At 52.1% G+C, this 26,729-nt stretch carries 27 protein-coding genes and 1 tRNA gene; 17 read left to right on the forward strand and 11 right to left on the reverse strand.

Translation table 11 applies throughout. The features are described from left to right. Window positions 1-6: 6 nt before the first annotated feature. Window positions 7-1,848: an adenylate/guanylate cyclase domain-containing protein gene (locus AACZ19_RS17605; RefSeq protein ID WP_339635827.1), complete on the reverse strand. Its 1,842-nt coding sequence runs from the start codon at window positions 1,846-1,848 to the stop codon at window positions 7-9. A 183-nt stretch (window positions 1,849-2,031) separates the two neighbouring features. Here AACZ19_RS17605 and AACZ19_RS17610 point away from each other — a divergent pair, with 183 nt between their 5' ends. The 3 genes from AACZ19_RS17610 (at window position 2,032) to ggt (ending at window position 4,530) form a co-directional block, all read left to right on the forward strand. Further along, a complete protein-coding gene (locus tag AACZ19_RS17610; RefSeq protein ID WP_339635828.1) occupies window positions 2,032-2,511 on the forward strand; it encodes a hypothetical protein in 480 nt (159 codons plus the stop codon). Between the two features lie 97 nt (window positions 2,512-2,608). After that, on the forward strand, window positions 2,609-2,824 hold the full coding sequence (locus AACZ19_RS17615) for a DUF4170 domain-containing protein (RefSeq protein ID WP_339635829.1): 216 nt from the start codon (window positions 2,609-2,611) through the stop codon (window positions 2,822-2,824). 116 nt (window positions 2,825-2,940) lie between these two features. Further along, the gene (gene ggt / locus AACZ19_RS17620) at window positions 2,941-4,530 is read left to right on the forward strand and encodes a gamma-glutamyltransferase (RefSeq protein WP_339635830.1); all 1,590 of its coding nucleotides are present in this window, start codon (window positions 2,941-2,943) and stop codon (window positions 4,528-4,530) included. A gap of 8 nt (window positions 4,531-4,538) precedes the next feature. Here ggt and fbaA read toward each other — a convergent pair whose 3' ends face one another. Further along, window positions 4,539-5,621 carry a class II fructose-bisphosphate aldolase gene (gene fbaA / locus AACZ19_RS17625; protein ID WP_339635831.1) on the reverse strand — a complete coding sequence of 361 codons (1,083 nt, stop codon included), beginning with the start codon at window positions 5,619-5,621 and terminating at the stop codon, window positions 4,539-4,541. Window positions 5,622-5,691: 70 nt separating this feature from the next. Further along, window positions 5,692-7,461, reverse strand: coding sequence for an arginine--tRNA ligase (argS, locus tag AACZ19_RS17630; protein ID WP_339635832.1), 1,770 nt, complete (start codon window positions 7,459-7,461; stop codon window positions 5,692-5,694). A gap of 302 nt (window positions 7,462-7,763) precedes the next feature. Here argS and groES point away from each other — a divergent pair, with 302 nt between their 5' ends. Together groES and groL are read left to right on the forward strand one after the other, a co-directional pair. Continuing rightward, window positions 7,764-8,051, forward strand: a complete 288-nt coding sequence (gene groES, locus AACZ19_RS17635; RefSeq protein ID WP_293963646.1) for a co-chaperone GroES — start codon at window positions 7,764-7,766, stop codon at window positions 8,049-8,051. A 30-nt stretch (window positions 8,052-8,081) separates the two neighbouring features. After that, complete coding sequence (groL, locus tag AACZ19_RS17640) at window positions 8,082-9,731, forward strand: chaperonin GroEL (protein ID WP_339635833.1); 1,650 nt, start codon at window positions 8,082-8,084, stop codon at window positions 9,729-9,731. Between the two features lie 90 nt (window positions 9,732-9,821). On the opposite strand, the gene AACZ19_RS17645 is transcribed toward groL, so the two are convergent. From AACZ19_RS17645 to AACZ19_RS17665, 5 genes are all read right to left on the reverse strand, one after another. Beyond that, complete coding sequence (locus AACZ19_RS17645) at window positions 9,822-10,445, reverse strand: DUF938 domain-containing protein (RefSeq protein WP_339635834.1); 624 nt, start codon at window positions 10,443-10,445, stop codon at window positions 9,822-9,824. Then, window positions 10,442-10,921 (reverse strand): periplasmic heavy metal sensor, encoded by a 480-nt coding sequence (locus tag AACZ19_RS17650; protein WP_339635835.1) that lies wholly within the window; start codon window positions 10,919-10,921, stop codon window positions 10,442-10,444. Before AACZ19_RS17650 ends, AACZ19_RS17645 begins: the two co-directional genes overlap by 4 nt. Then, window positions 10,908-11,360 (reverse strand): hypothetical protein, encoded by a 453-nt coding sequence (locus AACZ19_RS17655; RefSeq protein WP_339635836.1) that lies wholly within the window; start codon window positions 11,358-11,360, stop codon window positions 10,908-10,910. The genes AACZ19_RS17650 and AACZ19_RS17655 overlap by 14 nt, the downstream gene beginning before the upstream one ends. Next, complete coding sequence (locus AACZ19_RS17660) at window positions 11,357-11,974, reverse strand: sigma-70 family RNA polymerase sigma factor (protein WP_339635837.1); 618 nt, start codon at window positions 11,972-11,974, stop codon at window positions 11,357-11,359. The genes AACZ19_RS17655 and AACZ19_RS17660 overlap by 4 nt, the downstream gene beginning before the upstream one ends. A gap of 82 nt (window positions 11,975-12,056) precedes the next feature. After that, window positions 12,057-12,554 carry a polymer-forming cytoskeletal protein gene (locus tag AACZ19_RS17665; RefSeq protein WP_339635838.1) on the reverse strand — a complete coding sequence of 166 codons (498 nt, stop codon included), beginning with the start codon at window positions 12,552-12,554 and terminating at the stop codon, window positions 12,057-12,059. Between the two features lie 274 nt (window positions 12,555-12,828). Here AACZ19_RS17665 and AACZ19_RS17670 point away from each other — a divergent pair, with 274 nt between their 5' ends. Further along, window positions 12,829-13,032, forward strand: coding sequence for a DUF2842 domain-containing protein (locus AACZ19_RS17670; protein ID WP_339635839.1), 204 nt, complete (start codon window positions 12,829-12,831; stop codon window positions 13,030-13,032). A 328-nt stretch (window positions 13,033-13,360) separates the two neighbouring features. Here the strand turns inward: AACZ19_RS17670 and AACZ19_RS17675 are convergent, their stop codons facing one another. Beyond that, the gene (locus tag AACZ19_RS17675) at window positions 13,361-14,095 is read right to left on the reverse strand and encodes an alpha/beta hydrolase (RefSeq protein ID WP_339635840.1); all 735 of its coding nucleotides are present in this window, start codon (window positions 14,093-14,095) and stop codon (window positions 13,361-13,363) included. A 46-nt stretch (window positions 14,096-14,141) separates the two neighbouring features. On the opposite strand from AACZ19_RS17675, the gene AACZ19_RS17680 reads away from it, so the two are divergent. From AACZ19_RS17680 to infC, 3 genes are all read left to right on the forward strand, one after another. Then, the gene (locus AACZ19_RS17680) at window positions 14,142-15,326 is read left to right on the forward strand and encodes a glycosyltransferase family 4 protein (protein ID WP_339635841.1); all 1,185 of its coding nucleotides are present in this window, start codon (window positions 14,142-14,144) and stop codon (window positions 15,324-15,326) included. Window positions 15,327-15,487: 161 nt separating this feature from the next. Then, window positions 15,488-17,419 carry a threonine--tRNA ligase gene (gene thrS / locus AACZ19_RS17685; RefSeq protein ID WP_339635842.1) on the forward strand — a complete coding sequence of 644 codons (1,932 nt, stop codon included), beginning with the start codon at window positions 15,488-15,490 and terminating at the stop codon, window positions 17,417-17,419. A gap of 115 nt (window positions 17,420-17,534) precedes the next feature. Continuing rightward, entirely contained in the window at window positions 17,535-18,071 is a 537-nt protein-coding gene (gene infC / locus AACZ19_RS17690; protein WP_339635874.1) for a translation initiation factor IF-3, read from the forward strand. A 63-nt stretch (window positions 18,072-18,134) separates the two neighbouring features. Here the strand turns inward: infC and AACZ19_RS17695 are convergent, their stop codons facing one another. Further along, window positions 18,135-19,094: a hypothetical protein gene (locus tag AACZ19_RS17695; RefSeq protein ID WP_339635843.1), complete on the reverse strand. Its 960-nt coding sequence runs from the start codon at window positions 19,092-19,094 to the stop codon at window positions 18,135-18,137. A gap of 117 nt (window positions 19,095-19,211) precedes the next feature. Between AACZ19_RS17695 and AACZ19_RS17700 the strand changes: the two genes are divergently transcribed. From AACZ19_RS17700 to lepA, 7 genes are all read left to right on the forward strand, one after another. Then, on the forward strand, window positions 19,212-19,397 hold the full coding sequence (locus AACZ19_RS17700) for a hypothetical protein (RefSeq protein ID WP_339635844.1): 186 nt from the start codon (window positions 19,212-19,214) through the stop codon (window positions 19,395-19,397). Beyond that, window positions 19,378-19,575: a 50S ribosomal protein L35 gene (gene rpmI, locus AACZ19_RS17705; RefSeq protein WP_339635845.1), complete on the forward strand. Its 198-nt coding sequence runs from the start codon at window positions 19,378-19,380 to the stop codon at window positions 19,573-19,575. Before AACZ19_RS17700 ends, rpmI begins: the two co-directional genes overlap by 20 nt. A 12-nt stretch (window positions 19,576-19,587) precedes the next feature. Further along, a complete protein-coding gene (rplT, locus tag AACZ19_RS17710) occupies window positions 19,588-19,950 on the forward strand; it encodes a 50S ribosomal protein L20 (protein ID WP_339635846.1) in 363 nt (120 codons plus the stop codon). Window positions 19,951-20,042: 92 nt separating this feature from the next. Further along, entirely contained in the window at window positions 20,043-21,119 is a 1,077-nt protein-coding gene (gene pheS, locus AACZ19_RS17715) for a phenylalanine--tRNA ligase subunit alpha (protein WP_339635847.1), read from the forward strand. Further along, on the forward strand, window positions 21,116-23,518 hold the full coding sequence (gene pheT / locus AACZ19_RS17720; protein WP_339635848.1) for a phenylalanine--tRNA ligase subunit beta: 2,403 nt from the start codon (window positions 21,116-21,118) through the stop codon (window positions 23,516-23,518). The genes pheS and pheT overlap by 4 nt, the downstream gene beginning before the upstream one ends. Window positions 23,519-23,584: 66 nt before the next feature. Further along, window positions 23,585-24,022: a PaaI family thioesterase gene (locus AACZ19_RS17725; RefSeq protein WP_339635849.1), complete on the forward strand. Its 438-nt coding sequence runs from the start codon at window positions 23,585-23,587 to the stop codon at window positions 24,020-24,022. Between the two features lie 76 nt (window positions 24,023-24,098). Beyond that, window positions 24,099-25,901: a translation elongation factor 4 gene (gene lepA / locus AACZ19_RS17730; RefSeq protein ID WP_339635850.1), complete on the forward strand. Its 1,803-nt coding sequence runs from the start codon at window positions 24,099-24,101 to the stop codon at window positions 25,899-25,901. On the opposite strand, the gene AACZ19_RS17735 is transcribed toward lepA, so the two are convergent. Beyond that, window positions 25,898-26,215 (reverse strand): hypothetical protein, encoded by a 318-nt coding sequence (locus tag AACZ19_RS17735; RefSeq protein ID WP_339635851.1) that lies wholly within the window; start codon window positions 26,213-26,215, stop codon window positions 25,898-25,900. The genes lepA and AACZ19_RS17735 overlap by 4 nt on opposite strands. Before the next feature lie 196 nt (window positions 26,216-26,411). Here AACZ19_RS17735 and AACZ19_RS17740 point away from each other — a divergent pair. Then, window positions 26,412-26,501: transfer RNA gene (locus AACZ19_RS17740), tRNA-Ser, on the forward strand. Window positions 26,502-26,729 lie beyond the last annotated feature (228 nt).

The following is a 26,729-nucleotide window of genomic DNA, read 5'->3' on the forward strand; positions in this document are numbered from 1 at the left end:
ATCACTTCAGGTCAATTGATAAATCGTCACCGGGTCCTGCCGACCCTTTAGCTGGTAGTCGCCAATTTTTGTCGCGTTGGTATCCGGTGCTGCGTTGTAGGTTGCGTCGGTCATCAGGGTGAAGACCTCATCCGTCTGGTCGGGGGAGAGGGTTTTGCCATATTGTTCCATTCGCTGGGCAATGTTAACGGTATCCCCTACCACAGTATAGTTTAGCCGGCCCGCCGCGCCAATATTGCCAACAACAAGCGGTCCGGTATGGATCCCAATTCGCATGTGAACGTCAGGAAGGCCATCATCGCGGCGTTTTTCGTTATCCGCGATAATGGCCTGCTTTATAGCCATAGCCGCACGACAGGCGCGTGCCGCATGATCTTCCTGTACTTCCGGCGCGCCCCAGAAAGCCATGACGGCATCGCCGATGAACTTGTCGACGGTTCCTCCCTCCGCTTCGATGCAGCTTGTGACCAGCTCAAAATGATGATTGAGGAAGTTCGCAACTTCTTCCGTTTCCATGCTTTCAGCCTGCGGGGTAAAACCCGCTATGTCCGTAAACATGACGGTTACGATCCGCTCTTCGGAATGAGCCTCTCCGCTTTCCATGAGTTTGCGAACGAGGGATTTCGGAACGTAGGTTTCGAACCAAGTCAAACCGCGAAGCATGGCATTGTAGGCGTCATTTGCCTCATTAACTTCGGTGAACCGGCTTCTGGGTAAGGATTTGACCGCTTGAAAATCGAGTTTTGAAATTTGCCTAGAGGCGTCCGATAGCATTAGGACGGGCCGGGAAATCCGCCGCCCGATAACGATTGCGACCACCGCACTTAACAGCATAATCACAAGGCCGGCAATTCCTGCAATAGCCAGGCGGCGAAGCTCTGCAGATACATCCTCATCCCGGATCCAGTAACCGATTGTGAAGGTTTTGTCCGCATACCCGTCAAGATGCTTGTAAATAAAGATATAGCCATTGCCATTTATTTGTAGATAGTGGCTCTCAAATGCAGTCGGATTTCCTAGAAGTTCAAGTTCGTCACGGTCTTCAGACCAGATTTCCTTAAGAATGGGATCCTCAATCTCTTCCAGTTTCGGAACGACATTATCTACGCTCAAGCCGTTCATGGGTCTGTTCATGCCCTGCTGCAAGAGTACGTGGTCATTCCCGTAAAGTATAAAGCGTTTTCCATTCGTGAGAGATTGTGCCGCATTCATTCGATTGTTGACCGTTGTCACCGTGATCGTCGCAATCAAGGCGCCGACAAATTGCCCGTCCCGGATGACGGGCTCACGAAAACTGAGAATGGTTTCCTGAAGTGTCGGCACATAAATGAGCTGCCCCCAGCTCCCTTTCTTCTGGCTGGAAATTTCTCTGATGGCTAGTCTTGCAACAGGATCCCTGCTTTCATCAAAGGTGATGATACGCTGGTGATCACGATTGGATGCCATGCCTTGCAAATTGGGGCCCACAAACGAGAGAGTGGAAATCTGCGGTGTTCCGGCAACCGCAGCCAAAAGGTAGTCTGTAAGTTGCTCGCGGTTATTTACGTCGAGCTGACCTTCGCTTATCGCCTTCGCGATGTACTGCGTCTGATATGCGGCGGGGTTGAGCAGTTCCGTCAGGTCGTTTTCAGCTGACTCCATTGCTGCGCTGGCTTTGTCGATCAGAAGGTCCCGTGTGTTGGTAAGGCCGGATGTGAGGCTGATACCCAGGACAATGACAACCGTAATGATAACCAATGTGCCGAAGCTGACGGCCAGAACAGTCGCGATTGGCAATGTCTTGACATGTTTTTGGGGGCTGGTCGAAATTGCACTTCTCCTGATCGAGGACCGATACTCCGATAGCATAGGCAGGCACTATATACAAAGTTAAACGCTATATGGGCCAGTAGACAAAGCCGTGCAAGTCGATATACTTCCTGCATGAATCTGGTTGTCGCGTTTGAAGCAATTTTGGTTGTTTGTTGCCTGATTTCTCTTAATCTGGCGCGGCAGTCTTTTTTTCCGGCAAGTCTTTTTTGGGCATTTGGCGTGGTCACAATCGGTGTCGCCGCGACATTGGGCGGATTCAAGTTCGCCGGTTTCAGCGGCGTGGAATCCTATCATACGATCGCGAAGCATTTTGCTGGATCTGTCGGCATTGCGTCTTTAGCTTTAGGGGCCATCGCAGGCTTGCTAGCAAACTTCTTTATTCGCTTCCACTGGTGGATACTGCTCGTTGTGATCTTATTGTTGTGCGGGGCACTATTGTTGGGTCATTGGCGGTTTCCGGCGCAAGTTCAACTCGGTCTGGTCGGGCTGATCCTTCTCGTTGGTTTGATCCGCCTTATATCATCTGGAATGCTCGCCATATATCTGTTGCTTGGGGTCGCCTGCCTCGTCTTGTCCGACATCGCCATCAGGTGGCTTGCCGTTAACACAGGAATGGCAGAGGTAAATATATACCATGTGCTGCTATCGCTTGCCGTTATTTCATTCGGACTGGCTGCATCGCGGGATAATTGGGAGTAGTATTTTATTATGTTGATTGGCGACATGTTGATTCTTTCTCGCATCTCGTTATAACCGGCCGACGGTGTGCGATCTATTTTGATCAAGAAAGGGTGTCATGGCAGAAGCAAATTCAAAAACGGCCAAGGAATTGTTTGTGGTTTTTGGCGGCAAGGTGACAGATACGCGGGGCCGGGATTTTGCTGATCCGGACAAACTGGATGTTCGCGGTTTTTTTGAAAACTACGACAGCGCCATGTCGGCATGGCGCGCCGCCAGCCAATCACAGGTGGATGACGCCTTTACGAAATATGTGATTGTTCGCCTCTGGTAATCAACAGACGTTTCCATACCGCGGAAAAGCTGTCGAAACATGCAGTGTAATTTTGCACAACTGCATGAGATGGCGTATTGTGAACCCTTCTGAATTTTATTGAAAACAGGTGTTCCGTGCGCGATTTTTTCCACCCCGGCCGTTCCGTAACCTATGGCTTGAACGGCGCCGTCGCTGCTTCCAGCATGCATGCTTCGCAGGTAGCTCTTGGCATCTTGAAATCAGGCGGTAACGCCATGGACGCCGCCATTGCCGCCTGTGCCGTGCAATGTGTTATTGATCCCATGCAGACTGGCATCGGCGGGGACTGTTTTGCACTCGTCGCGATGGGAGGCGGTAGCAAGGTCGAAGGACTAAATGGATCGGGCAAGGCGCCTGCCGCGTTGACCGCTGACTATCTTCTCTCCAACGGCATCAACAAAATGGACGCGACCAGCGCCCATTCAGTGACTATTCCCGGCGCCATCGACGCCTGGGTGCGGCTGCACGAAAAGTATGGTAGCATGGAATTTGCGGATATTCTCAAGCCTGCCATTGATTGCGCGGAGAACGGCTTTGTTGTGACGGACCGTACCTCAGTCGATTGGAAGATGGGCACAGCAAAGCTCCTAAACAACGAGGCGGCAAGCGAGATATTCCTTAAGAATGGCAAGCCGCCAGCAGCCGGAACGACTTGGCGTTTGCCGAAGTTGGCCGCAACTTTGAAAACTATTGCTAAAAACGGGCGTGCTGCTTTTTATGAAGGGGATATCGCCGCGCAAATGACCGAGGCTCTGAAAGCCGCCGGGGGATTGCACGAGGCAGCGGATTTCGCCGAGACTGGCGCCGATTTCGTGGCACCAATTCATAGTGAATATCACGGACATACAGTTCACCAGATTCCCCCGAGTGGTCAGGGAATTACGGCCCTTATCATGCTCAATATCCTGAAGCGGTTTGACATGGACGGGCTGGACCCCCTGGGGGCGAAGCGGTTTCACCTGGAGGCGGAGGCAGCACGCCTTGCCTATCTTGCCCGGAATAAATATGTCGCCGATCCACTGAAAGCGGACGTGCCGGTAGAAATGCTGCTTTCCGACGAGTTTGCCGAGCATCTCTGCGGATTTATCGAGGTGGGAAAGGCCGGCGACCCTACTGGGGCCAACGCACTGGAACGCCATCGTGACACAGTATATCTGACTGTCGTTGACAAAGATCGTAACGCTGTATCTTTCATTAATTCACTGTTTCAGGGGTTCGGCTCCGGTATTGCTTGTGCCAAAACGGGAGTTTTGTTCCAGAACCGGGGGTTCGGTTTTGTTGTCGATCCGGAACACCCGAACTGCATTGCCCCCGGCAAACGACCGATGCACACAATCATCCCCGGCATGGTAACGAAGGATGGCAAGGCAACCATGAGCTACGGCGTCATGGGCGGCGGCTATCAACCGGTCGGCCATGCGCATGTTCTCATGAATATCTGGGACTATGGAATGGATGTCCAGGAGGCGCTGGACTGCCCGCGCGCGTTTTATGATTCTGGGTTTCTGGATGTTGAGAAGTCTATTCCGGCCTCCGTACGCCAGGAACTGGCGAACATGGGCTATCAGCTGAGAGATCCTGATGTTCCTCTTGGGGGCGGGCAGATCATAGCCATCGATCCGGAGACCGGCGTTCTTTCTGCCGGCTCCGAACCAAGAAAGGATGGTTGCGCTCTCGCGTATTGATTTAGTTTTTAGGCTTCGGCGACGGAATTGCCGGTTGCGCCGAGTTCCCTGCATGCCTGCTGAACTCGCTCCGCCATGGATTTTTCGCATTCCCGCAGCCAGGCGCGCGGATCGTACTGCTTTTTGAAAGGCGTGCCGTCAACCGGATCGATCTGGTATTTGAACGCTTTCGGATGCTCTTCAACATAGGCGCCGACCGGCTTGGAGAAGGCGAACTGCGTATCGGTGTCGACATTCATCTTGAAGACACCGTAGCTGACGGCTTCCGCGATTTCTTCGGCGCTTGAACCGGAGCCACCATGGAAGACGAAATCGAGCGGTTTCTCCTTGGTGTCATATACGCCCTGCACATGTTTTTGCGAGGCCAGCAGGATTTCCGGTCGTAGCTGGACATTGCCTGGTTTATATACGCCATGTACATTGCCAAAGGCAGCCGCAACGGAGAAATGGCCGATGGAAGAGAGGCGCTCATATGCCTGCAGCACTTCCTCGGGCTGGGTATAGAGTTTGCTGTTATCCATAACATCAACATCACTGCCGACGCCGTCTTCCTCGCCGCCGGTAACGCCAAGTTCGATTTCAAGGCTCATGTCGATCTTGGCGAGCCGTTTCAGGATGCGCTCGCAATCAGCAAGATTTTCTTCAATCGGTTCTTCAGAGAGGTCAAGCATATGGGAGCTGAAAAGCGGCTTGCCCGTTGCTTCATATTCCGCCTCGCTGGCGTCGATCATGCCTTCGACCCAAGGAATAAGGCCCTTGTTCGCATGGTCAGTGTGCAGAACGACGCAGATTCCATATTCCTTGGCAACTGTATGAATGTGACGGGCCGCGGAAATGGCGCCAACGATGCGTGCTTTATCAACATCCTTGATACCCTTGCCGGCAAAGAATTGCGCACCGCCATTGGAGAGCTGAATGATGATGTCAGATTTGCTGAGCATTGCTGCCTCCAGCGCCGCATTCACAGTATTGGTGCCGGTGACATTAATAGCAGGAAGCGCAAAGCCCTGCGTCTTGCAGTTCTGAACAAGGGTCAGGTAATCCCGTCCTGTAACGACACCTGGTTTCAGCTTCTTGATTTTTTCTTGCACGTCTTAATTCCTCTTGATGACAGTTTTCGCGATTTGCAGGAGAAGATAGGAGACAAATATTTAAAATTCTTTACATCCGGTCGGGAACGTCAATTCCGAGAATATACAAAACCTTTTCCATTTGCCGCAACGTAATGCCACAAAGCCGCAGACGGGACGCGCGAATATCAGGGTCGGCCTCCACAAGAACCGGGCATTCATGATAGAAGGTATTGAATTCCTGACTCAGGCTGTAAACATGATCGCACAGAATGTTGGGAGCATTTTTCTCTGCCGCGGTGGCGACCGCTTCCGGAAGGGCGGCAATCGCCAGCATCAGGTTTCTTTCCGCATCATGTGTCGGAAGCAATCGGCCTTCTGACAGATTTTGTTCTGTCGCCTTGCGAAGCATGGATTTGATACGAACGGCGGCATACATCTGATACGGACCGGTGCGTCCTTCGAACTTCGTAAATCTTTCAAGGTCGAAAACATAGTTCGACATTCTCTGGTTTGAAAGATCCGCGTATTTTATGGCGGCAATCCCGACTTTTGTCGAGATATCATCGAGTTCCGCCGTGTCGAACCGCTCGGACATCCCTGTTTCGGCAATGACTTTGCGCGCCTCGCCGATAGCATCCTCAATCAGGCTCCGCAGCCGGACGACGCCGCCATCACGGGTTTTAAGTGGCTTGCCATCCTTGCCATTAACCGTTCCGAAGCCGATATGCTCAAGCTGGCAATCGGGGCCAATGCTGTGGCACTTGCGGGCCGCGCGGAAAACCTGCTCAAAATGGAGGCTCTGGCGGGCATCGACAACATATAGAATGGCATCCGGGTCATGCTCTTCACGTCGCATTTCGATGGTAGCCAGATCTGTCGTTCCATACATCACGGCCCCATCGGATTTTTCCAGGATCAATGGCGGCATTTCCTTCCTGTCGCTATCCTCTGCCACATCAACGACAATTGCTCCTTCCGAGAGCTCGGAGCAACCCTCCTTCGCGAGTCGGTCCATCATCAGGGGGATATGATCATTCGTGTCGGCTTCGCCTTTCCATTCGGTGAAATGGGCGCCAAGCAAATCAAAATCAGTTCGGGTTTCGGCAATGGAAATATCGCGCATATGTTGCCAGAGCGCCAGATAGCCGGGGCGACCCTTCTGCAATTCAAAGGTTGCGTTGCGGGCGCTTTCAAGAAAGACCGGGTCTTCCTTGCTTCGGGCTGATGCGGCGGGGTATATCTCCTGAAGCTCCTCCACAGTCACCGGCGAGGTTTCGGGATATGGGCCGCTGAAACTAGCGTCGAAATAGGGAAGTTCAGGCTGTCGCCGTTCGATTTCCTTGATGAGCAAGCCCATGGGAAGACCCCAGTCGCCAAAATGGACATCGCTGATCGCGGCATCTCCCAGAAATTCGCGAAGGCGGCGCAGACTCTCTCCGATGATGGTTGCCCGCAGATGGCCGACATGCATTGCCTTGGCGACATTCGGTCCGCCATAATCCAATATGACCTTCAGGGGGGTATGGCGGGTCCGACATCCGAAATAGGAATCTTCAGCGAGATCGTTAATATGACCGACAAGAAAATCGTCATTCAGTCGAATATTGATAAATCCCGGCCCGGCCAGGGTAAGTTCTAAGAACAGCCCGGTTTTTTCAAGTTCTGCCAGAACTTCTGTCGCAATCTCTCTGGGGTTTCGCTTTGCCTGTTTCGCGGCGGCGAGGGCACCGTTGCATTGAAACTGTCCCAATTCCCGTCGTTGTGAAGGAACGATCATACCATAAGATGTATCAAGGCCGACCGTACTGAAGGCCTGTCCGGCAATTTGGCTCAGCTGGGATAAAAGCGATACTGTCACGGATTTTCCTGACTTTTTTGGTTCCTGGCTTGTATAGGCGTCTTACCAATCATATGTACCGGGCAGACGGTGAGGTCCTATCTACTGGAAAATCCGTTTGGGGCCAAGAATTTTGGGATCGCTCGCAGGCAACAGGTGAAAAATATTTGCCCATCTGGATTATTTTGCGAGGCGAATTTTTTACATCCCTTGACAGCAATCCGACTTTTCATTACATCCCTAGCGAAACTGTTAGCACTCTCTTCAATAGAGTGCTAATTAGAGAATGAAACGGTTACTCAACAAGCATGAGGGAGACTTTAATGAAATTTCGTCCATTGCATGATCGCGTATTGGTCAAGCGTATCGAGGCTGAAGAAAAAACAGCCGGTGGCATTATCCTTGTGGATAGTGCGCAGGAGAAGCCATCCCAGGGCGATGTTCTGGCAGTAGGAAATGGTGCCATTTCTGAAGACGGCAAAGTTCGTCCACTCGACGTAAAAGTGGGCGATAAGGTCGTTTTCGGCAAATGGTCCGGAACCGAAATCAAGGTCGAAGGCGAAGACGTCTTGATCATGAAAGAATCAGACATCATGGGCATTTTGGCCTAATCAACACATTTGTGATTGAGGAATAAAGATATGGCAAAAGAAGTCAAATTTAATACAGACGCGCGTCGGCGTATGCTCAAGGGTGTAAATATCCTGGCAGATGCGGTTAAAGTAACCCTCGGCCCGAAAGGCCGGAACGTGGTTATCGATAAATCATTCGGCTCCCCGCGTATCACCAAAGATGGTGTGACTGTCGCCAAGGAAATCGAACTTGAGGACAAGTTTGAAAACATGGGCGCTCAGATGGTCAAGGAAGTTGCTTCCAAAACCAACGACATCGCTGGCGACGGAACAACAACGGCAACTGTTCTTGCCCAGTCCATCATTCAGGAAGGTCTGAAGGCCGTTGCGGCTGCGATGAACCCGATGGATCTGAAACGCGGTATCGATCTTGCTGTTGCAAAAGCCGTTGAATCTATCAAGGAAATGTCCAAGCCGGTTTCCGGCCAGGATGAAATTGCACAGGTCGGCACAATCTCAGCAAACGGTGAAGCCGAAATCGGCAGCATCATTTCCGAAGCCATGCAGCGTGTTGGAAACGAGGGCGTGATTACGGTTGAGGAAGCCAAAGGCCTCGCAACCGAGCTTGACGTTGTTGAAGGCATGCAGTTCGATCGTGGGTACCTTTCTCCATATTTCGTGACCAATGCAGAAAAAATGATTGCCGATATGGACAATCCTTACATCCTGCTGCACGAAAAGAAGCTGACCAACCTGCAGCCAATGCTGCCGCTGCTTGAAGCAGTTGTTCAGGCTGGCAAACCACTTCTTATCATTGCGGAAGACATCGAAGGCGAAGCGCTGGCAACTCTGGTTGTCAACAAGCTCCGTGGCGGTCTGAAGATCGCCGCTGTAAAGGCTCCTGGCTTTGGAGATCGCCGCAAGGCAATGCTTGAAGATATCGCGATCCTGACCGGTGGCCAGGTGATCTCTGATGATTTGGGCATCAAGCTGGAGAATGTCGGCCTTGATATGCTGGGAACGGCAAAATCCGTTTCCATCTCCAAGGAAGAAACAACGATTATCGACGGAGCCGGCGAAAAAGCGGACATCGAAGGTCGTTGTAACCAGATCCGTGCTCAGGTCGAGGAAACATCCTCTGACTATGACCGTGAAAAACTTCAGGAACGTCTTGCCAAACTCGCTGGCGGTGTTGCCGTGATCAAGGTTGGCGGTGCGACGGAAACCGAAGTGAAGGAACGCAAGGACCGCGTTGATGATGCGCTGCATGCAACCCGTGCTGCGGTTGAAGAAGGTATCGTTGCCGGTGGCGGTGTTGCCCTCCTCTATGCTTCCCGTGCGCTGGACGGCCTCACTGGTGAGAATGAAGAGCAAAACGTTGGCATCAAGATCGTTCGCCGCGCCCTTCAGGCTCCTTGCCGTCAGATTGCTGAAAACGCTGGCTCCGACGGAGCGGTTGTTGTCGGCAAGTTGCTGGAACAGAAAAGCGTAACGTTTGGCTTTAACGCCCAGACTGGCAAATACACTGATCTGCCGAAAGACGGTGTTATTGATCCGGCTAAGGTTGTTCGCGCCGCTCTTGAAGACGCGGCGTCTATAGCCAGCCTTCTGATCACGACGGAAGCCATGATTGCGGACCTGCCGGCAAAAGACTCCGGTGGCGGACATTCCATGCCTGATATGGGCGGCATGGGCGGTATGGGTGGCATGGGCTTCTAAGCCACATAATACATCCATGCATTAAAAGAATAGGGCCGCCCTTCGGGGCGGCCCTTTTTGTTTGTTCTTTGTATTATGAATACAGAAATATCAGGTCTTTTTGAAGATATGGATATAGTTATTGGCGGGCATTGAATGATCGGCCATATGCTCAAGGCCATTCTTGCGGGCTTCGTCGCAAACGACCTCTATGTCCCGGACAGCAAAATCAGGGTCCAGTGATTTAAGCCATGTTTCAAATTTTTCGTTGCTGGGTGCAGTATGCTGACCGTTTTCTTTAAAGGGTCCGTAGAGAAAAAGCTGCCCGCCGACGGGGAGGACCCTTTGTGCGCCTGCCATTAATCCTTCACATGCTTGCCATGGAGAAATATGGATCATATTGGCGTTGAATATTGCTGTAATTGGCCCGCCGCCATAGTCTGACGTCTCGACAGGCCAGACAGACTTTGTCACATCCAGGGAGATCGCGGGAAGAAGATTGTCGGAGGGTTGGTGGACAAGCCAGTCTTCAACGCTGTCAAGCTGTTCGGGATCATAATTGCTTGGCTGCCAGTTCAATGGGCGTAGTGCCGGCGCGAAAAACACCGCATGTTCCCCGCTGCCACTGGCGATTTCCAGAACTGTGCCTGTATCGGGAAGGTGGTCTTTCAGGATTGACAGGATTGGGCCGCGATTGCGCTCGGTCGCCGGGGCAAACTGCCGCCGATCTGTCATTTTTCATCCCCTTTTTTTGAATTGCGCCATTTTTTCCGATGTTCAAACCCTTTTTCGAAAAACGCCGCGCGTTTGTCTTCAGGAAGCGACTTGGCGAGCTCAATCATGGAAGCCTGTATGAAACTTTCGATCTGGATCTGCGTTGCAATCATGTCAGCGTAAGTCTGGTTGATCGCGACAAGATCGAGGGTTTCAGCACTGAAAAGTTCCGCGAGTGTTTCGCGGTGCTGGCGAAACTCCCGGAAGAAGGGACGGAGGCTGCCTCGGTTATCCTTCCATAGCTGACGAAATTTCTCTTGCTCCTTTTCGTCCAGAATGGAGACGGCTTCTCTGCGGTCGAAGTGAAATTTGCCATGCCGACGTTTATCCCCGCCATGGTCGATCCATTGGGTGATGAGGAAACCACCAATGATGAGGTTGACCGCGACCGACAGGACCAGCGCGGCCGATAGAATTTTTTGCCTAGAGATTCTCATATTCGGCTTCCAGATCAGACAATGTGGCACCACTGAAGGATGGCTCGCTTAACGCATATTCATCACTATTTTCGAGAATGTTGGGGCTGGTGAAGCCAAGCAGAATACCAAGGCAGGCGGCCATCGCCATTCCCGCAGCAGGCTGCCATATGGACCCAAAGGGCCAGAGGCTCTTCAGGAAGGAGCCTTGATTGATATCTTCGGCATTCATCAGGACCCGCCCCATAAGGCCGGACGGCGCAACTATGGGGTTGGATTTGTCGCTGAGGAGCTGGTCGAATTTTGCTTCCTGACGGAGCAGGCTGCGTGCAACGTCCGAAGAAGCAAGAAGCTTTTGCATCATGGGAAGGTCCGCTTTCGGCCAGCTCTCCACGCGCGCGCCGTAGGTTTCCACGACAGTCTTGAAGCGTGCGAGTTCTTTTGACAGAGTTTCCTTCATATTGCCTCTCCATCCATTAGCCGCCGGGTTGGCTGCAATAACTCTTTCAGCTTTCTGCGTCCCCGGGCAAGTAAGGATTCCAACGCATCAACCGATATTTCCATTATTGCCGCAGCCTCTATATTTCCATATTCCTCAAAATGTACTAGCGAAATAGCAATGCGTTGCCGCGCAGGAAGCTTTTGTAGGGCTTCGGTCACTTTATCGCCGAGTTGCTGTTGTTCCTTCAGTTCAAGAACTCCCGGTCTTGTGTCTTCCATTTCAGGCATTTCATCGTCACTGTAGCGTTTTTGCTTTCGAAGATAATCAACGCATAAATTGTGAGTGACGCGATGCAGCCAGGTTTTTATCTGTGCTTTGGCTTGCCACTTTGGCGCCTGCTTCCAAAGCTTGATAAACGCTTCCTGAGCCATATCTTCCGCAAGACTGCTGTCCCCCAGAATACGCAAAGCCAATCGAAATGGTCCATCCAGATAAAGTTCGGCCACCAAGCGGCTTGCTGTCGCGTTCCCGTTGGCGACCTCTAGCATAAGTGCGGCATCTTTTTCAATCTCGCTTGGGTTATGCATTGCCACCTGACGGTTTCCAAAGAACGGCTGTTTGCCGCCCGTCACAATTACCTGTTATACGGGCGGCAGTGTCAAATCCGTCGCAATTAGTTTTTGCTATAGCGGAATATGAAGAGAGGGCTGAGTGTTAGACTGATTCTTTTTCGCTTTCGGCATCGTCAGTCTTTTTCGCCATATCCTTGCCTTTTTCAATTTCCGTCAACAGGTTTGGCTGCTCCCCGGCAATTTTCTTCAGGGTGCCGCCTACTTCTCCGCCGGGCTCAATCTCTATCTCACCATAGCTGATGTCACCGGTGACCCGGCCGGTTTTCCGAACGACGAGGCGCTTGCGGGCTTTCATGGTGCCGTCAAACTCGCCCGAAATATCGGCGGTATCGATATCGACAGTGCCATTGAACACGCCGCTCTGGCTGATTTCGATTTCCTTACTGGTCATCGACGCCTCGACCTTCCCTTCAACGATCAGCCGATCACAGGCGGTAATTTCACCTTTGAGATGGATATCGGCGCCAACATGAAGTTTGCTGCCTTCCTTTTTCTCTTCAGGCGCCGCACCGTGAGATGATGGTTTCGGGCGTAGGCTGTTATCAATACCAAAACTTCTTGTTCCGCCAGTTGTTGTCATCGGTTTAACCCTGCTTTCCAGTTTTTGTTCAGAAGGAGGTGGTGTCTCTTTGTTACTCTCGGGTGTGTCGGTCAATTTCGGTTTCTTTTGAAACATATTCTTCCCCAATAGTGCTAAATTCAGTATATGCCGGATTTGGCCATAAAATAATGTCCGGCATGCGTTTGTACTTTGTCAAAAATGTGGCAATAAATGAGAGTTTTCCTTTAACGGCGCCTCTGCTGCAACTACCATATTCGTTTGAAGGCGAAACTTTAGAATCTGAAGGATAACGATGCAATCACGAAAAATTATTGGCCTGCTTGTGCTGATAACGCTTCTCGCCCTGTATTGTGGAATTTGCGTTTTTATCGCCGTGCAGTTCCTTCCCGACAGTAAGTTGGCAGAGCTGATTTTTTATCCTGTTGCAGGTGTTATCTGGATTTTTCCGGCTATGAAAATCATCCGCTGGATGCAATCAACGTCGGAAGTTGATTAAAGTCATAAAAAAAGCCGGATCGAGAGGGGGGATCGATCCGGCTTTACATTGCCTTTCAATGGGAGAGGGGGACTTTCCCAAGGATCAGCAAAAGTTTGATAGCGTCTGTACTAAGCTATACACCCTATCTGGTGTTTTTTTTATTAATTTCCAGTGATCAATATCACTCTTTTCTCCGGTTCAGTGCTCGACTGGAACCTCAAATTACCGAGAACAGAAAATATCATTATTTTATAGCTGGTTAGTGCTCAATGAGCAGTTTAACCCAGCGTCTTTCTATTCCAATAATATGACCGTTTTACGGCGATTTGAAAAATTTTCTATCAATTTATTGCATGTTCCCGATGCTCTCGGTTGCCAGTATGAGCCGGCTAATGTCGTCGGGCTCAGAAAGACGATGATCTCCGTTTTTTATAAGCGAAACGATCACATCTTCGCTAACAAGCGCGTCTTGAATTTTAAGGGCGGTCTCCCAGGGAACGCTGTCGTCTTTCATGCCCTGCAAAAGATGCGCTGGACAGGTCACATCGATCGCACCGTTAAGCAGGAAATTACGCGGCCCATCATCCAGCAGCTTCTTGGTAATTATATAGGGTTCTTCCGAATATTCCGAAGGCTGTTCCCAAACCCCGTTTTTTTTGATCGATTCCTTTCCTGATTCTGGCATATCGTCCCACATTCGGGTGGTGAAGTCCGGCGCCGCGGCGATACCGACGAAACCGGCAATACGTTCCGGGCGGAGCAGAGCCATTCTGAGCCCGATCCATCCTCCCATGGACGATCCGACAATGATCTGTGGTCCGGCCGTACAGTCGTCCAGCACCGCTAAAGCGTCGTCCGTCCAGCGGCTAATGGTACCCTCCGTGAAATTGCCGGTCGATTGCCCGTGCCCAAGATAATCAAATCGTGTATAGCTACGATGAAGGCTGGTCATTGCCTTTTCAAGCGCCAGTGCCTTGGTTCCTTCCATATCGGACATGAAACCGGAGCAAAAGATCACGCCGGGAGAAAAACCGGCATGGTGATGATAGGCAATGGATTGACCATCAGGCCGGGCGAGCATACTAGGTGAGTCAGTTGAAGTCATTTTTGAGTAACAGAAACCGTTGATGAACATTATGGACTCTGAGCATAACACTCCTTCCCCCGTGAGCAAAACCCGTCATCCGACTGTCTTGCAGATACTTCCAAGTTTGAACGGCGGCGGGGTCGAACGCGGCACGGTCGAGATGGCGTCGGCACTTAAGGAAAGGGGCTGGACGCCAATCGTTGCTTCCTCGGGTGGGCTTATGACCCACGAGTTAAAACGGATCGGCGTGCGCCATCTAACACTGCCGGTTGGCTCCAAGAATCCCTTAGTTATGCGCCGGAACATAACGCGCCTTGCGGCGATCATTCGTGAGTATGGCGTTGATATCATTCATGCGCGGAGTCGGGCCCCGGCCTGGAGCGCCTATTATGCGGCAAAAAGAACCGGTGCACATTTCGTCACAACCTTTCATGCGGCCTACAATCGCGGCGGCTTCTTGAAAAACGCCTATAACGCAATCATGACCCGAGGGGAGCGAGTGATCGCCATTTCCGACTTTATTGCCGATCATATTCGCCAACACTATAATGTTGCGCCGGAAAAAATCGTGACAATCCCGCGCGGGGTGGACTGCCGGAAATTCAATCCAGCCGCCATCCATGCCGAGCGGATTATTGATATGGCGCGAAGCTGGGGCCTTCCCGACGGCGTTCCGGTTATCATGCTGCCCGGGCGGCTCACTCGCCTGAAAGGACACCAGACGTTTATCGAGGCGCTGGCCAGGATAAAAGATAAGGAATTTCTTGCGCTGCTGGTGGGGAGCACTGAAGGGCGGGATGCTTATTGTAACGAGTTAAACGCCATGGTGAAGTCCCATGGACTGGAAGGCAAGGTCCAGATCAAGGGTCATTGTGACGATATGGCCGTGGCCCTCATGCTTTCGGATGTGGTTGTATCGGCGACGACGGTGCCGGAAGGCTTTGGCCGTATCGCTGTAGAGGCGCAGGCTATGGGTCGTCCGGTTATCGCCACGGCGCATGGTGGTTCTATGGAAACCATTATCGATGGTGAGACAGGCTGGCTGGTGCCAGTCGGTGATGTTGAGGCAATGTCGTCGGCGCTGGCAGCGGCGATTGACTTGCCCTGGGAGGCGCGCGAAGCTGTTGCAACACAGGCGCGGGAGCATGTGAAAGCTCACTTCGATATTGAAAAAATGTGCAGCTCCACCATCGCACTTTATGGGGATATCCTTGGGGACCGTTAGCATGGTGCTGTATTTCTGCTAAATACAACGTTTATTTCGCTAAATACGGCGCTGTCGCGTCTATCGCTTGACATGTATCCCCAGTTTTCTAAAGTCCCCGGCATGATCGTGGATTCAGGGCAGGGTGTTGCTCGGAGCCGGTCATGGAATGGATGGTAAAAATGGCAAACGGACAAGTACAGATTACGCTTCCAGATGGAAGTAAGCGGGTTTTCGACAAGGCGGTTTCAGGCGCAGAGTTGGCGCAGGATATCGGCCCGGGACTCGCAAAAGCGGCGCTGGCGCTACGCATCAATGGGGAAATGAAGGATCTCAAGACAAGCCTTGATTCCGATACGCCCGTAGAAATTGTGACGGCGAATGATGACGACGATGCTGTGCTTGAACTGCTCCGTCATGACGCGGCTCATGTGATGGCGGAAGCCGTGAAGGAGCTTTATCCGGAAACCCAGGTGACCATAGGGCCGGCCATCGAAGATGGCTTTTACTATGATTTTGCCCGCAAGGAGCCATTTACGCCGGATGATCTTGAAAAGATCGAGAAGCGGATGCATGAAATCGTCGACCGCGACGAGGAAATTACGCGAGAGGAGTGGTCCCGCAGTGAGGCGGTCGATTTCTTCAAGAGTGCCGGCGAGCATTACAAGGCAGATATTGTCCATGCGATCCCGGAAGATCAGCCGATCGGTATTTACCGTCAGGGTGATTTCCAGGATTTATGCCGGGGGCCGCATCTACCGTCGACCAAAAAACTTGGCCACGCCTTCAAGCTAATGAAACTTGCGGGCGCCTATTGGCGTGGCGATTCGCGCAATGAAATGCTCCAGCGGATTTACGGCACTGCATGGCGGAACGAAAAAGAGCTGAAAGCCTATCTTCACAGACTGGAAGAAGCGGAGCGTCGTGATCATCGCAAGCTCGGCCGTGAGATGGATTTGTTCCATCTTCAGGAAGAAGCAGTCGGTATGGTGTTCTGGCATGAAAAGGGCTGGACTCTCTACCGGACGCTGGAGAATTATATTCGCCATAAGCTGGAAGAGGCGGATTATAAGGAAGTGAAAACGCCGCAGCTTGTGGATCGCAAGCTGTGGGAAGCGTCCGGGCATTGGGAAAAATTCGGGGAACACATGTATACCACCGAATCGGAGGAGCGGACTTTTGCGCTCAAGCCGATGAACTGCCCTTGCCATGTACAAATCTTCAATCAGGGAATTACCAGTTACCGGGATCTGCCGCTCCGGATGGCGGAGTTTGGCTCATGCCATCGTTATGAGCCGTCGGGCGCGTTACATGGAATCATGCGTGTGCGCGGCTTTACGCAGGATGATGCACATATCTTCTGTACCGAAGATCAGATTATGTCGGAAACCGAGGTTTTCTGCGAACTCCTGCTTGATATATATAAGGACTTTGGCTTTACCGAGGTGAAGGTGAAGTTCTCTGATCGTCCGGCGGTTCGGGCCGGAGAGGATGCCATTTGGGATAAGGCGGAAGGCGCCCTGCGCGATGCAATTGAGGCAACGGACATTGCCTATAGCATGAATCCTGGGGAAGGGGCTTTCTATGGTCCAAAACTGGAGTTTGTGCTGACGGATGCCATTGGCCGGGATTGGCAATGCGGGACTCTGCAGGTGGACTTTGTTCTGCCAGAACGGCTGAACGCCAATTATATTGGTGAAGATGGCGCGAAGCATCGACCGGTTATGTTGCATCGGGCTATTTTCGGCTCGATGGAACGGTTCATTGGTATCCTGATCGAAGAGTATGCCGGACGCTTCCCGCTATGGCTGGCGCCAGTGCAGGCAGTCGTGGCGACAATCACCGATGAGGCTGATGACTATGCCCGTGAAGTGCTTGCTGCGCTGAAAGCCAAGGGTATACGTGCTGAGCTTGATCTGCGCAATGAGAAGATCAATTACAAGGTCCGCGAACATAGCCTGGCGAAGGTGCCGGCACTTCTGGTGGCGGGAAAGCGCGAAGCAGAGGAGCAGACCATCTCGATCAGGCGTCTTGGTGAAAAACACCAGAAAGTACTGTCGCTTGATGAGGCAATTACCGAGCTTGTGAAGGAAGCCGCTGTTCCTGGCCAGTGAATTATAACCTGTGCTGAAAGTAGCGGTGGAAATAAATCGTTAAAAATTATAGAATAACATAGTTTAACCCTCCGATTGGGGAGGGAATTGGATCAATCATTCAAGGAGAAAGTAAATAGCTCGTCCACAAAGAAATACGGTACCCTCGAAGGATGGGCCGCGCACAAATGAAGATATCAACGTTGCCAACGTTCGATTAATCAATGACGAAGGCGATAATATCGGTTTGGTAAGCATTCAAGCTGCATTTGGGCTGGCCGATGAAGCGGGTCTTGATCTGGTAGAGGTTTCTCCCGGTGAGACGCCGGTCTGTAAGCTCATGGATTTTGGCCGCGCCCGGTTTGAGGCTCAGAAGAAAGCAGCTAAAGCCCGGAAAAAGCAGAAGACATTCGAAATCAAGGAAATCAAGATGCGGCCGAATATCGACCAGCATGACTATGATGTCAAAATGCGGGCGGTAAACAAGTTCCTTGAAACCGGCGACAAGGTGAAGGTGACCATGCGGTTCCGCGGGCGTGAAATGGCGCATCAGGAACTCGGCATGAAACTCCTGCACAAGGTTCGCGATGAGACCGAAGAACTTGCAAAAGTCGAGCAGCATCCGAAAATGGAAGGCCGACAGATGACGATGGTCATTGCGCCGACGAAATAAACCCAATCAATATGGTTTAAATTCAAGCCTGCAATCTCATCGGTTGCAGGCTTTTTGTATGCCTTAACAGCTTGGAGCTGGAGGTCGGTTTTCCGTAAGGGAGGTGAAATCGAAAGGTGCCGATATATTTGATGGGTCAACGGATACTACGGCTGCGTCAATTAATCCATAATCCCCTGTGGAGTTGAACCGCCAGAGATTGGGGGCAGCGGCACCGCCAAATCCTCTATCCAGGCAGTACGGGTAGGTGTCGCCATGCATCAGTAGAACGGGTTTTTTGAACTTTGCCGACAAAAACCGAAGATGCAGGCTGAAGCCGGCAAACGCGTCACACTCCTGCCGCCGTTCCTCTGTGCAGCGCGGCTTGTATTTACTGTGGGTTACGTCTGCTTGTGTTGCGATGACGACTGCATTGACCCCGATTTTTTCCGCCTCGATAAATGCCTGGCTTAGCCAAACATAATTGGCCCTGTCCCGTGCATCTGTCAGCGTCAGGGTGAGATCCACATCACTAAGCAGGATTTCTTCGCGACCATTATTCGTGGAGACAAGATGAACGGTTGCGAAGAGAGTGTTTTTATATACCCATCGCATATTCTCCGGGAACAGGGCTTGGCGGGCATACAGCCATTCGGGGGGCAGTGACATGGGGGCGTCATAGAAAAGGTGCCTTAGTAAATCAAGGCGATCGAGCTCTGAAAAGCGTTGAATGATCTCTGTGCGGTCGCAATCCGTCCAGTCATTGTCACCGGGTGTGTAGAAAACACGACCAGGATGCAACGCCATGATCTGGTTGCGCCTTTCGGTGAGCAGTGCGGCAGTGCATGGTAGAGCACTGTTCTTGAAATCTCCCATGAATATGACGAAGGGAAGAGTGCTGGACTTGATGGCAGGTTTTGTGCGCTGCTTGAGAATATAATCTTCCTTTGATGAATAGGGCATGTCTGAATTGGCAAGAAAACTGAAGGGCTCTGCCGTCCTAACTTCTTCGGCCGTTGTCGTGGCGGCCGTAAGAAGAAACATTAAGAGGGTCCAAAGCAAGACTATTTGCGCTTTAAATGAAAAACTGATTTGCATTGTCTCTGTCCGCACGGATTTTCGGGTGATTTAGGTACAGCTGGACAAGCCAGGCTGTCCTTGATGACGCGGGAGATAAAGTTTTGTGACGCAGGTCAAAAAAAGCCTTTCATGGGGCTTGTATTTGCGTTTGTGCGGCTGTATAAACCTCGCTTCGCTGAGCGTTCCGGCCAATTGGGGCTGCCGAGTTTGCTCAATCGCTTCAACGTTATTTTAGAGGAAGCCAGAAATGCCCAAATTAAAGACTAAGAGCAGCGTGAAGAAGCGTTTCTCTCTCACCGCAACGGGTAAGGTTCGCGCAAACCAGGCTGGTAAGCAGCATGGGATGATCAAGCGGACGCAGAAGCAGATCCGGAATCAGCGCGGAACAACCATTCTTGCTGATCAAGATGCCCGTATCGTCAAAAAATTTATGCCTTACGGCTAAGGAGAGAGAACCATGGCACGTGTTAAACGCGGCGTCACCACGCACGCCCGCCACAGAAAAGTTATAAAGGCTGCCAAAGGTTATTATGGCCGCCGCAAGAATACCTTCCGCGTTGCAGTACAGGCCGTTGAAAAAGCGGGCCAGTACGCCTATCGCGATCGCCGGACCAAGAAGCGGAATTTCCGCGGCTTGTGGATTCAGCGTATCAACGCAGCCTCGCGTGAACTCGGCATGACATATGGCAACTTTATGCACGGCCTCAAGCTGGCCGGTATTGAGGTGGACCGCAAGGTTCTGGCCGATATTGCCGTACGCGAGCCTGAGGCCTTCAAGGCATTGGTTGATGCAGCACAGCAGGCTGCCTCCAAAGCCTGATAATCCGGGCCCTCGAAAAACTAGACATTTTCGTAGACCACTTTATTAAAAGGGGGCCCCGTTTGTGGCCCCTTTTTTATTTGCGAGTTGTGATGCAGGATATTGAAAAGCTTGAACAGGAATTGCTGGCGAAGATTGGAAGTGTTACCGATCTTGATTCGCTGGAGTCTTTGCGGATTTCCGCGCTCGGCAAGAAAGGCAGTGTCAGCCTGATGATGCGGGGTCTGGGTCAGATGGATCCGGCAGAACGCCAGGAAGTTGCGCCAAAGCTCAACAAGTTGAAGATCACGGTGGGGAATGCCATTGACGAGGCAAAATCCGGACTGCACGCGGCGGCGCTGGATGCGAAGCTGCAGCAGGAAAAGATAGACATTACCCTGCCGGCCCGGCCGGAGCAGATAGGGCGTATTCATCCCATCAGTCAGGTAATGGATGAAATTACCGAAATTTTTGCCGGGATGGGATTTGATATTGCCGAAGGCCCGGATATTGAAAATGATTTCAATAACTTTACCGCACTGAATATTCCGCCGGAACATCCGGCCCGGCAGATGCATGATACCTTTTATCTGCCGGAGAAAGAGGATGGCTCTCGCCAGCTTTTACGAACTCACACGTCGACGGTGCAGATTCGTACAATGCAGTCACAAAAGCCACCGCATCGTATTGTCGTGCCGGGACGAACCTTCCGGAGCGACTCCGATCAGACCCACACGCCGATGTTTCATCAAATCGAGGGGTTGGTTATCGACAAGACCAGCCATATGGGGCATCTGAAAGGTGTGCTGGCGGAGTTCTGCAAGGCTTTCTTCGAGCTGGAGGAAGTCACAATGCGGTTCCGACCGTCCTATTTCCCCTTCACCGAACCGTCGGCGGAGATGGATATCCGCTGCACCTTCGCTGGTGATCATGTGAAAGTTGGCGAGGGTGATGACTGGCTTGAGATTCTTGGCTGCGGCATGGTCAATCCGAGGGTATTGGAGCATTGCGGACTTGATCCGGCGGAATATCAGGGCTTTGCCTGGGGGATGGGAATAGACCGGATTGCAATGCTGAAATATGGTATCCCGGACCTCCGTGCTTTCTTTGATTCTGATTTACGCTGGCTTAAGCATTACGGATTTGTGCCACTCGATGTGCCAACACTCGGGGGAGGGCTGTCACGATGAAATTCACGATTTCCTGGCTGAAAGAGCATCTTGACTATGATGCGACACTGGATGACTTGACAGATCGGCTGACCTCAATTGGATTGGAAGTGGAGGACGTTTCGGATCGAGCGAAGGAATTGGCGGACTTTAGGGTCGCGCATGTGGTCGAGGCTGTACAGCATCCGGATGCGGATCGCTTGCGTGTCTGCAAGGTTGATACCGGTAGCGAGGTTGTGCAGGTTGTTTGCGGTGCGCCGAATGCCCGGACTGGCATGAAGGGCGTGTTTGCCCCGTCCGGTGCCTATGTGCCGGGGACAGATCTCTGGCTGAAGCCGACAAAAATTCGCGGCGTCGAGAGCAATGGCATGCTGGTCTCCGAGCGTGAGATGGGTCTTTCCGATGAACATGACGGGATCATTGAAATGCCGGAAGATGCCGAAATCGGCGCTTCGTTCGCGGCTCTGTCGGGCCTTGATGATCCGGTCATTGAAATTGCGATTACACCAAATCATCAGGATGCGCTTGGCGTCTATGGTATCGCCCGCGATCTTGCAGCGAGCGGTTTCGGCACATTGAAACCGCTGGACACCAGCCCAGTTGCGGGAAAGTTTAAAAGTCCGATTGGGGTCAACCTTAATTTTAGGAATGTCGATCCGCTTCCCTGTTCAAAATTTGTCGGCCGTTATATTCGCGGAGTTAAAAACGGCCCCAGCCCCAAATGGCTGCAGGACAAGTTACGCGCTATCGGGCTTCGGCCGATTTCGGCATTGGTCGACATGACAAATTATATGACGTTTGATCTCGCCCGCCCGCTTCATGTATTTGATGCGGACAAGATCAATGGTGATATTCAGGCGCGGTTGTCTGAAGCCGGGGAAACGCTGCTCGCACTTGATGGGGAAGAGTACAAGCTTGATGCAGAAACATGCGTGATTGCGGACGATAAAACCGCCGTCGGTCTTGGTGGTGTTATGGGCGGCGAAGTGACAGGCTGTTCCGAAGATACCGTGAATGTGTTTATCGAGGCGGCCTTGTTCGATCCCGTGCGTATAGCGACCACGGGGCGCAAGCTTGGGATTGAATCCGACGCCCGCTATCGTTTCGAACGCGGAGTTGATCCGGATTTCGTCGAACCCTCAATGGAAATTGCGACACGGCTCGTGCTTGATATCTGTGGCGGTGAGCCTAGCGAGGTGGTTGTTGCGGGCGATGGACCCGCCTGGCAAAAAACAGTTGAATTGCGAAAGGCCCGTGTAAAAGAACTTGGCGGTGTTGAAGTCCAGCCCTCGGAAATGATCGCAATTCTCGACAGACTTGGATTTGCCCCGGAAGAGGCTGGTGACGTTATCCGAACACAGGTTCCCTCCTGGCGGATGGATGTCGATGGTGAGGCGGATCTGGTGGAAGAGGTTCTGCGTATTTACGGGTATGACAATATCCAACCGGTTCCGTTACCGATGGAAAATGTCGTGGCGAAACCGGCAGTCAATGCAAAGCAACGGCGCGTCCGGATTGCCAAGCGTTCGCTCGCTGCGCGCGGGATGATGGAGGCGGTGAGCTGGTCATTCCTTCCGCGATCCCATGCAGATCTGTTTGGTGGCGTGCCGGACGAGATTGTTCTGGTCAATCCGATCAGCGCCGACCTTGACGCCATGCGTCCCTCCCTTCTGCCAAATCTGATTGCGGCGGCAGGACGGAATATGTCACGTGGCTTTGCAGATATCTCCCTGTTTGAAGTTGGTTCGGAGTATCATTCGGATCAGGTTGATGGGCAAGTCACCGTTGCGGGCGGCATTCGTGTCGGGCAGACATCACCGCGCCATTGGGCGGGCAATGGCCGTAAGTTCGATGCCTTTGACGCAAAAGCAGATGCGCTGGCGCTGCTGGATGCGGTAGGCGGTCCTGCTGACTCTGTTCAGATCGTGACAGGGGCTCCGGACTGGTACCATCCGGGGCGTTCCGGTGTCATGCAACTCGGCCCAAAGAACCGGTTGGCGGCGTTTGGGGAATTGCACCCCCGCGTACTGGACGCCATGAAAGTGAAAGGGCCGATGGTCGGGTTTGAAGTTTATCTTGATAACGTGCCGCTTCCAAAAGCGACCGCAACGGCTCGCCCGCCTTTGATCGTCTCGGATTATCAGGCGGTAGAGCGCGATTTTGCTTTTGAGGTGGATGCAGATACCCCGGCGGATACCATTATTCGGGCCGTGAAGGGCAGCGATAAAAAGCTGATCAAGGATGTTTCCATCTTTGATATCTATCAAGGCGGCCGAATGGCGGAAGGCCGGAAATCTGTGGCCTTTTCTGTGCGGCTGCAACCGATGGACCGGACTCTGACAGAAGAGGAAATCGATGCGGTTGCGGCCAAGGTCATCGGGAGTGTCGAGAAAGCGACAGGCGGCAGCCTACGCAATTAAAAAGGACGACCGGAAGAAAAAAGGGGAGCGATTTTTGCTCCCCTTGTTCCGTTTCTGGAGAGAAGAATGACGAATAATGCACCAGAAGGGTTTAAAGAGTTCGAGGGCAATGTCGGATTTGTCGAACTGACAGGCCTGCTGATGGTAAAAAGGGTCGAGGGGGATGCCTATCTCGGACTTCGGATCGAGGACAAACATTGCAATATTGCCGGAATATGCCACGGCGGAATGCTGATGACATTTGCCGATATGCAACTTGGTGTCGGGGCTTTGGCCTTATCCGGGCTTCGGAAATTCATTCCGACGATACAGATGTCCTGTGATTTTGTGGCGCCGGTGCAAAAAGGCGCCTGGCTGGAGGGACGGACCCAGCTTGTAAAGCAAACCCGTGGCCTGTTATTCGCGACATGTATCCTGACGGCAGACGGTAAGACAGCATTTAGCGGCTCGGGGATTATGAAAATTCCATCGGATAAAGGTAGCTATTCGGACGCGTCAATTTGATTTACATGAATTCGATTGAATTTGCCCCCAAAGCTGCTAGTTGGATGAACAGCCAGGACACTTGAAAAGTACCCAAATGACAGAACTCAGTAAAATCCGGAATTTCTCGATCATTGCCCATATCGATCATGGTAAATCGACGCTTGCCGATCGCCTGATCCAGATGTGTGGTGGTCTGGATGATCGCGAGATGCAGCATCAGGTTCTGGACAGCATGGATATCGAGCGCGAGCGTGGCATCACGATCAAGGCGCAGACGGTTCGGTTGCTGTATACAGCGAAGGATGGCGAAACATATACCCTTAACCTGATCGATACGCCCGGCCATGTGGATTTTGCCTATGAGGTGAACCGCTCACTCTCCGCCTGTGAAGGTTCGGTGCTGGTCGTCGATGCCAGCCAGGGGGTTGAAGCGCAAACCCTCGCCAACGTGTATCAGGCAATAGAGGTTAATCACGAAATCCTGCCGGTGCTGAACAAGGTGGATCTGCCGGCGGCAGATGTCGATCGGGTTGTCGAGCAGATTGAGGAAGTAATTGGTATTGACGCAAGCGGGGCGATCCCGATTTCTGCGAAAACCGGCCAGGGTATTGAAGAGGTGCTTGAGGCTGTCGTCGCCCATATCCCGCCTCCAAAAGGGGATCGCAACGCACCGCTGCAGGCGCTTCTAATCGATAGCTGGTATGACGCTTATCTGGGTGTTGTCGTGCTGTTCCGCGTTCGTGCGGGCGTCATCAAAAAAAGCCAGAAAATCCGGATGATGGAAACCGGTGCGAGTTACCTTGTTGATCGGGTGGGCGTCTTCACGCCAAAAGGTCTGGTGGTGGATGAGCTGGGGCCGGGCGAAATCGGGTTCATGACCGCCGCCATCAAGCAGGTTGCGGATACAAAGGTCGGCGACACGATTACTGATGATCGCAAGCCCGCATCTGAGCCACTCCCCGGCTTTAAACCCAATCAACCGGTCGTCTTCTGTGGCCTCTTCCCAATTGACGCGGCGGACTTTACCGAGTTGAAATCTAGTCTTGGCAAGCTTCGCCTCAATGACGCGAGCTTTTCTTTCGAGGCCGAGACATCTGCTGCGCTTGGTTTCGGCTTTCGATGTGGTTTCTTGGGGTTATTGCATCTTGAAATTATTCAGGAGCGACTGGAGCGCGAATTCGATCTCGATCTCATTACCACAGCGCCTTCCGTTGTCTATCATCTGTTTATGCGGAACGGTTCGATGGTAGAGATGCATAACCCGGCGGATATGCCCGATGTGATGCAAATTGACCGGATTGAGGAACCCTGGATCAAGGCGACGATCATGGTGCCGGACGAATTTCTTGGACAGGTTCTGAAGCTCTGTGAAGACAAGCGCGGTGTGCAGGCTGACCTGACCTATGCCGGCAACCGGGCCATGGTCGTCTATAAATTGCCGCTTAATGAAGTTGTGTTTGATTTTTATGATCGCCTGAAATCGGTTACGCGCGGATATGCCAGCTTTGACTATGAAATTGACAGTTATGTCGAAAGTGATCTGGTAAAGTTATCCATCCTTGTGAACAGCGAACCCGTAGATGCGCTTGCCATGATTGTTCATCGCGATCAGGCGGAAGCGCGCGGCCGTCAGCTGTGCGAGCGGCTTAAAGACCTTATCCCCCGGCAGCTCTTCAAGATTGCGCTACAGGCAGCGATCGGCGGAAAAGTTGTCGCACGGGAGACAATTTCGGCCCTTCGGAAGGACGTGACAGCGAAATGCTATGGCGGCGATATTACCCGAAAGAAAAAGCTTCTGGAAAAGCAGAAGAAAGGCAAAAAGCGGATGCGATCCGTCGGCAATGTTGACATCCCGCAGGAAGCATTTCTGGCGGCCCTCAAAATGGGGGATGATTAATTCAAGAAGCGGCGACTGTTAGCGGGCCGTCTCTTGCGAAAGAGTAAAAGAAACACGACACCAGGTGCGAGAAAAACCAACCAGGCAGGCCACAACAGCACCGTCAGGATAACCGGATCCCATAGCATGGGGGTCAGGTAGCGCTGGACGATAGCCTGCGTTAAATTCAGACCTTCTGGATTAAGATTATACCAAAGCTCTCCCAGTAAAATGGAGTGCCAAGCTTCGGTATTCAGATATAGCAGGATATCGTGACCGAGCACCAGAAAGGCACAGCCGACTAAAATCCAGCCTATGAGGCGACCGATTATCACTGTTTCATTCCACCAGCATGTATCATGCGTCGGATGGTACGTTGAAATACACAAGAGTTCAAAGCTTCTCTCATGTCTTCACCCGATTGTCATCATGGTGTTATTAATTTGCCAAAGTCAGGTTTGACCCCTTGCATTCTCGCCCTTCTCAAGTATATTCCCCGCGCGCCCTCCAGTTAAAATAGGGCGCGATTGCGGAGGGGTGGCCGAGTGGCTGAAGGCGCACGCCTGGAAAGTGTGTATACGGGGAACCGTATCGGGGGTTCGAATCCCCCTCCCTCCGCCACGCACCCCTGACAATCCGTCTCCGATCCTGGCCGTTACCTGTAACCGCCCGTATCAGGGCGTTTATACGCCGCCAATCCCTTTCCAGGCATCGTCTCCGGACCGTCAGATAACGGCTATTAGGATGCAAATTGCCCGCCCGTCTCTGCCTGTTTGATGGTAGGGTGAGTTTCCCTTGAACAGGGACATTAACAGGGAATTTTTTATAAAAATGACCGTTAACAGGGTA

It is taken from the genome of uncultured Sneathiella sp. (assembly GCF_963973085.1).
In the GTDB taxonomy this organism is placed as follows: domain Bacteria; phylum Pseudomonadota; class Alphaproteobacteria; order Sneathiellales; family Sneathiellaceae; genus Sneathiella.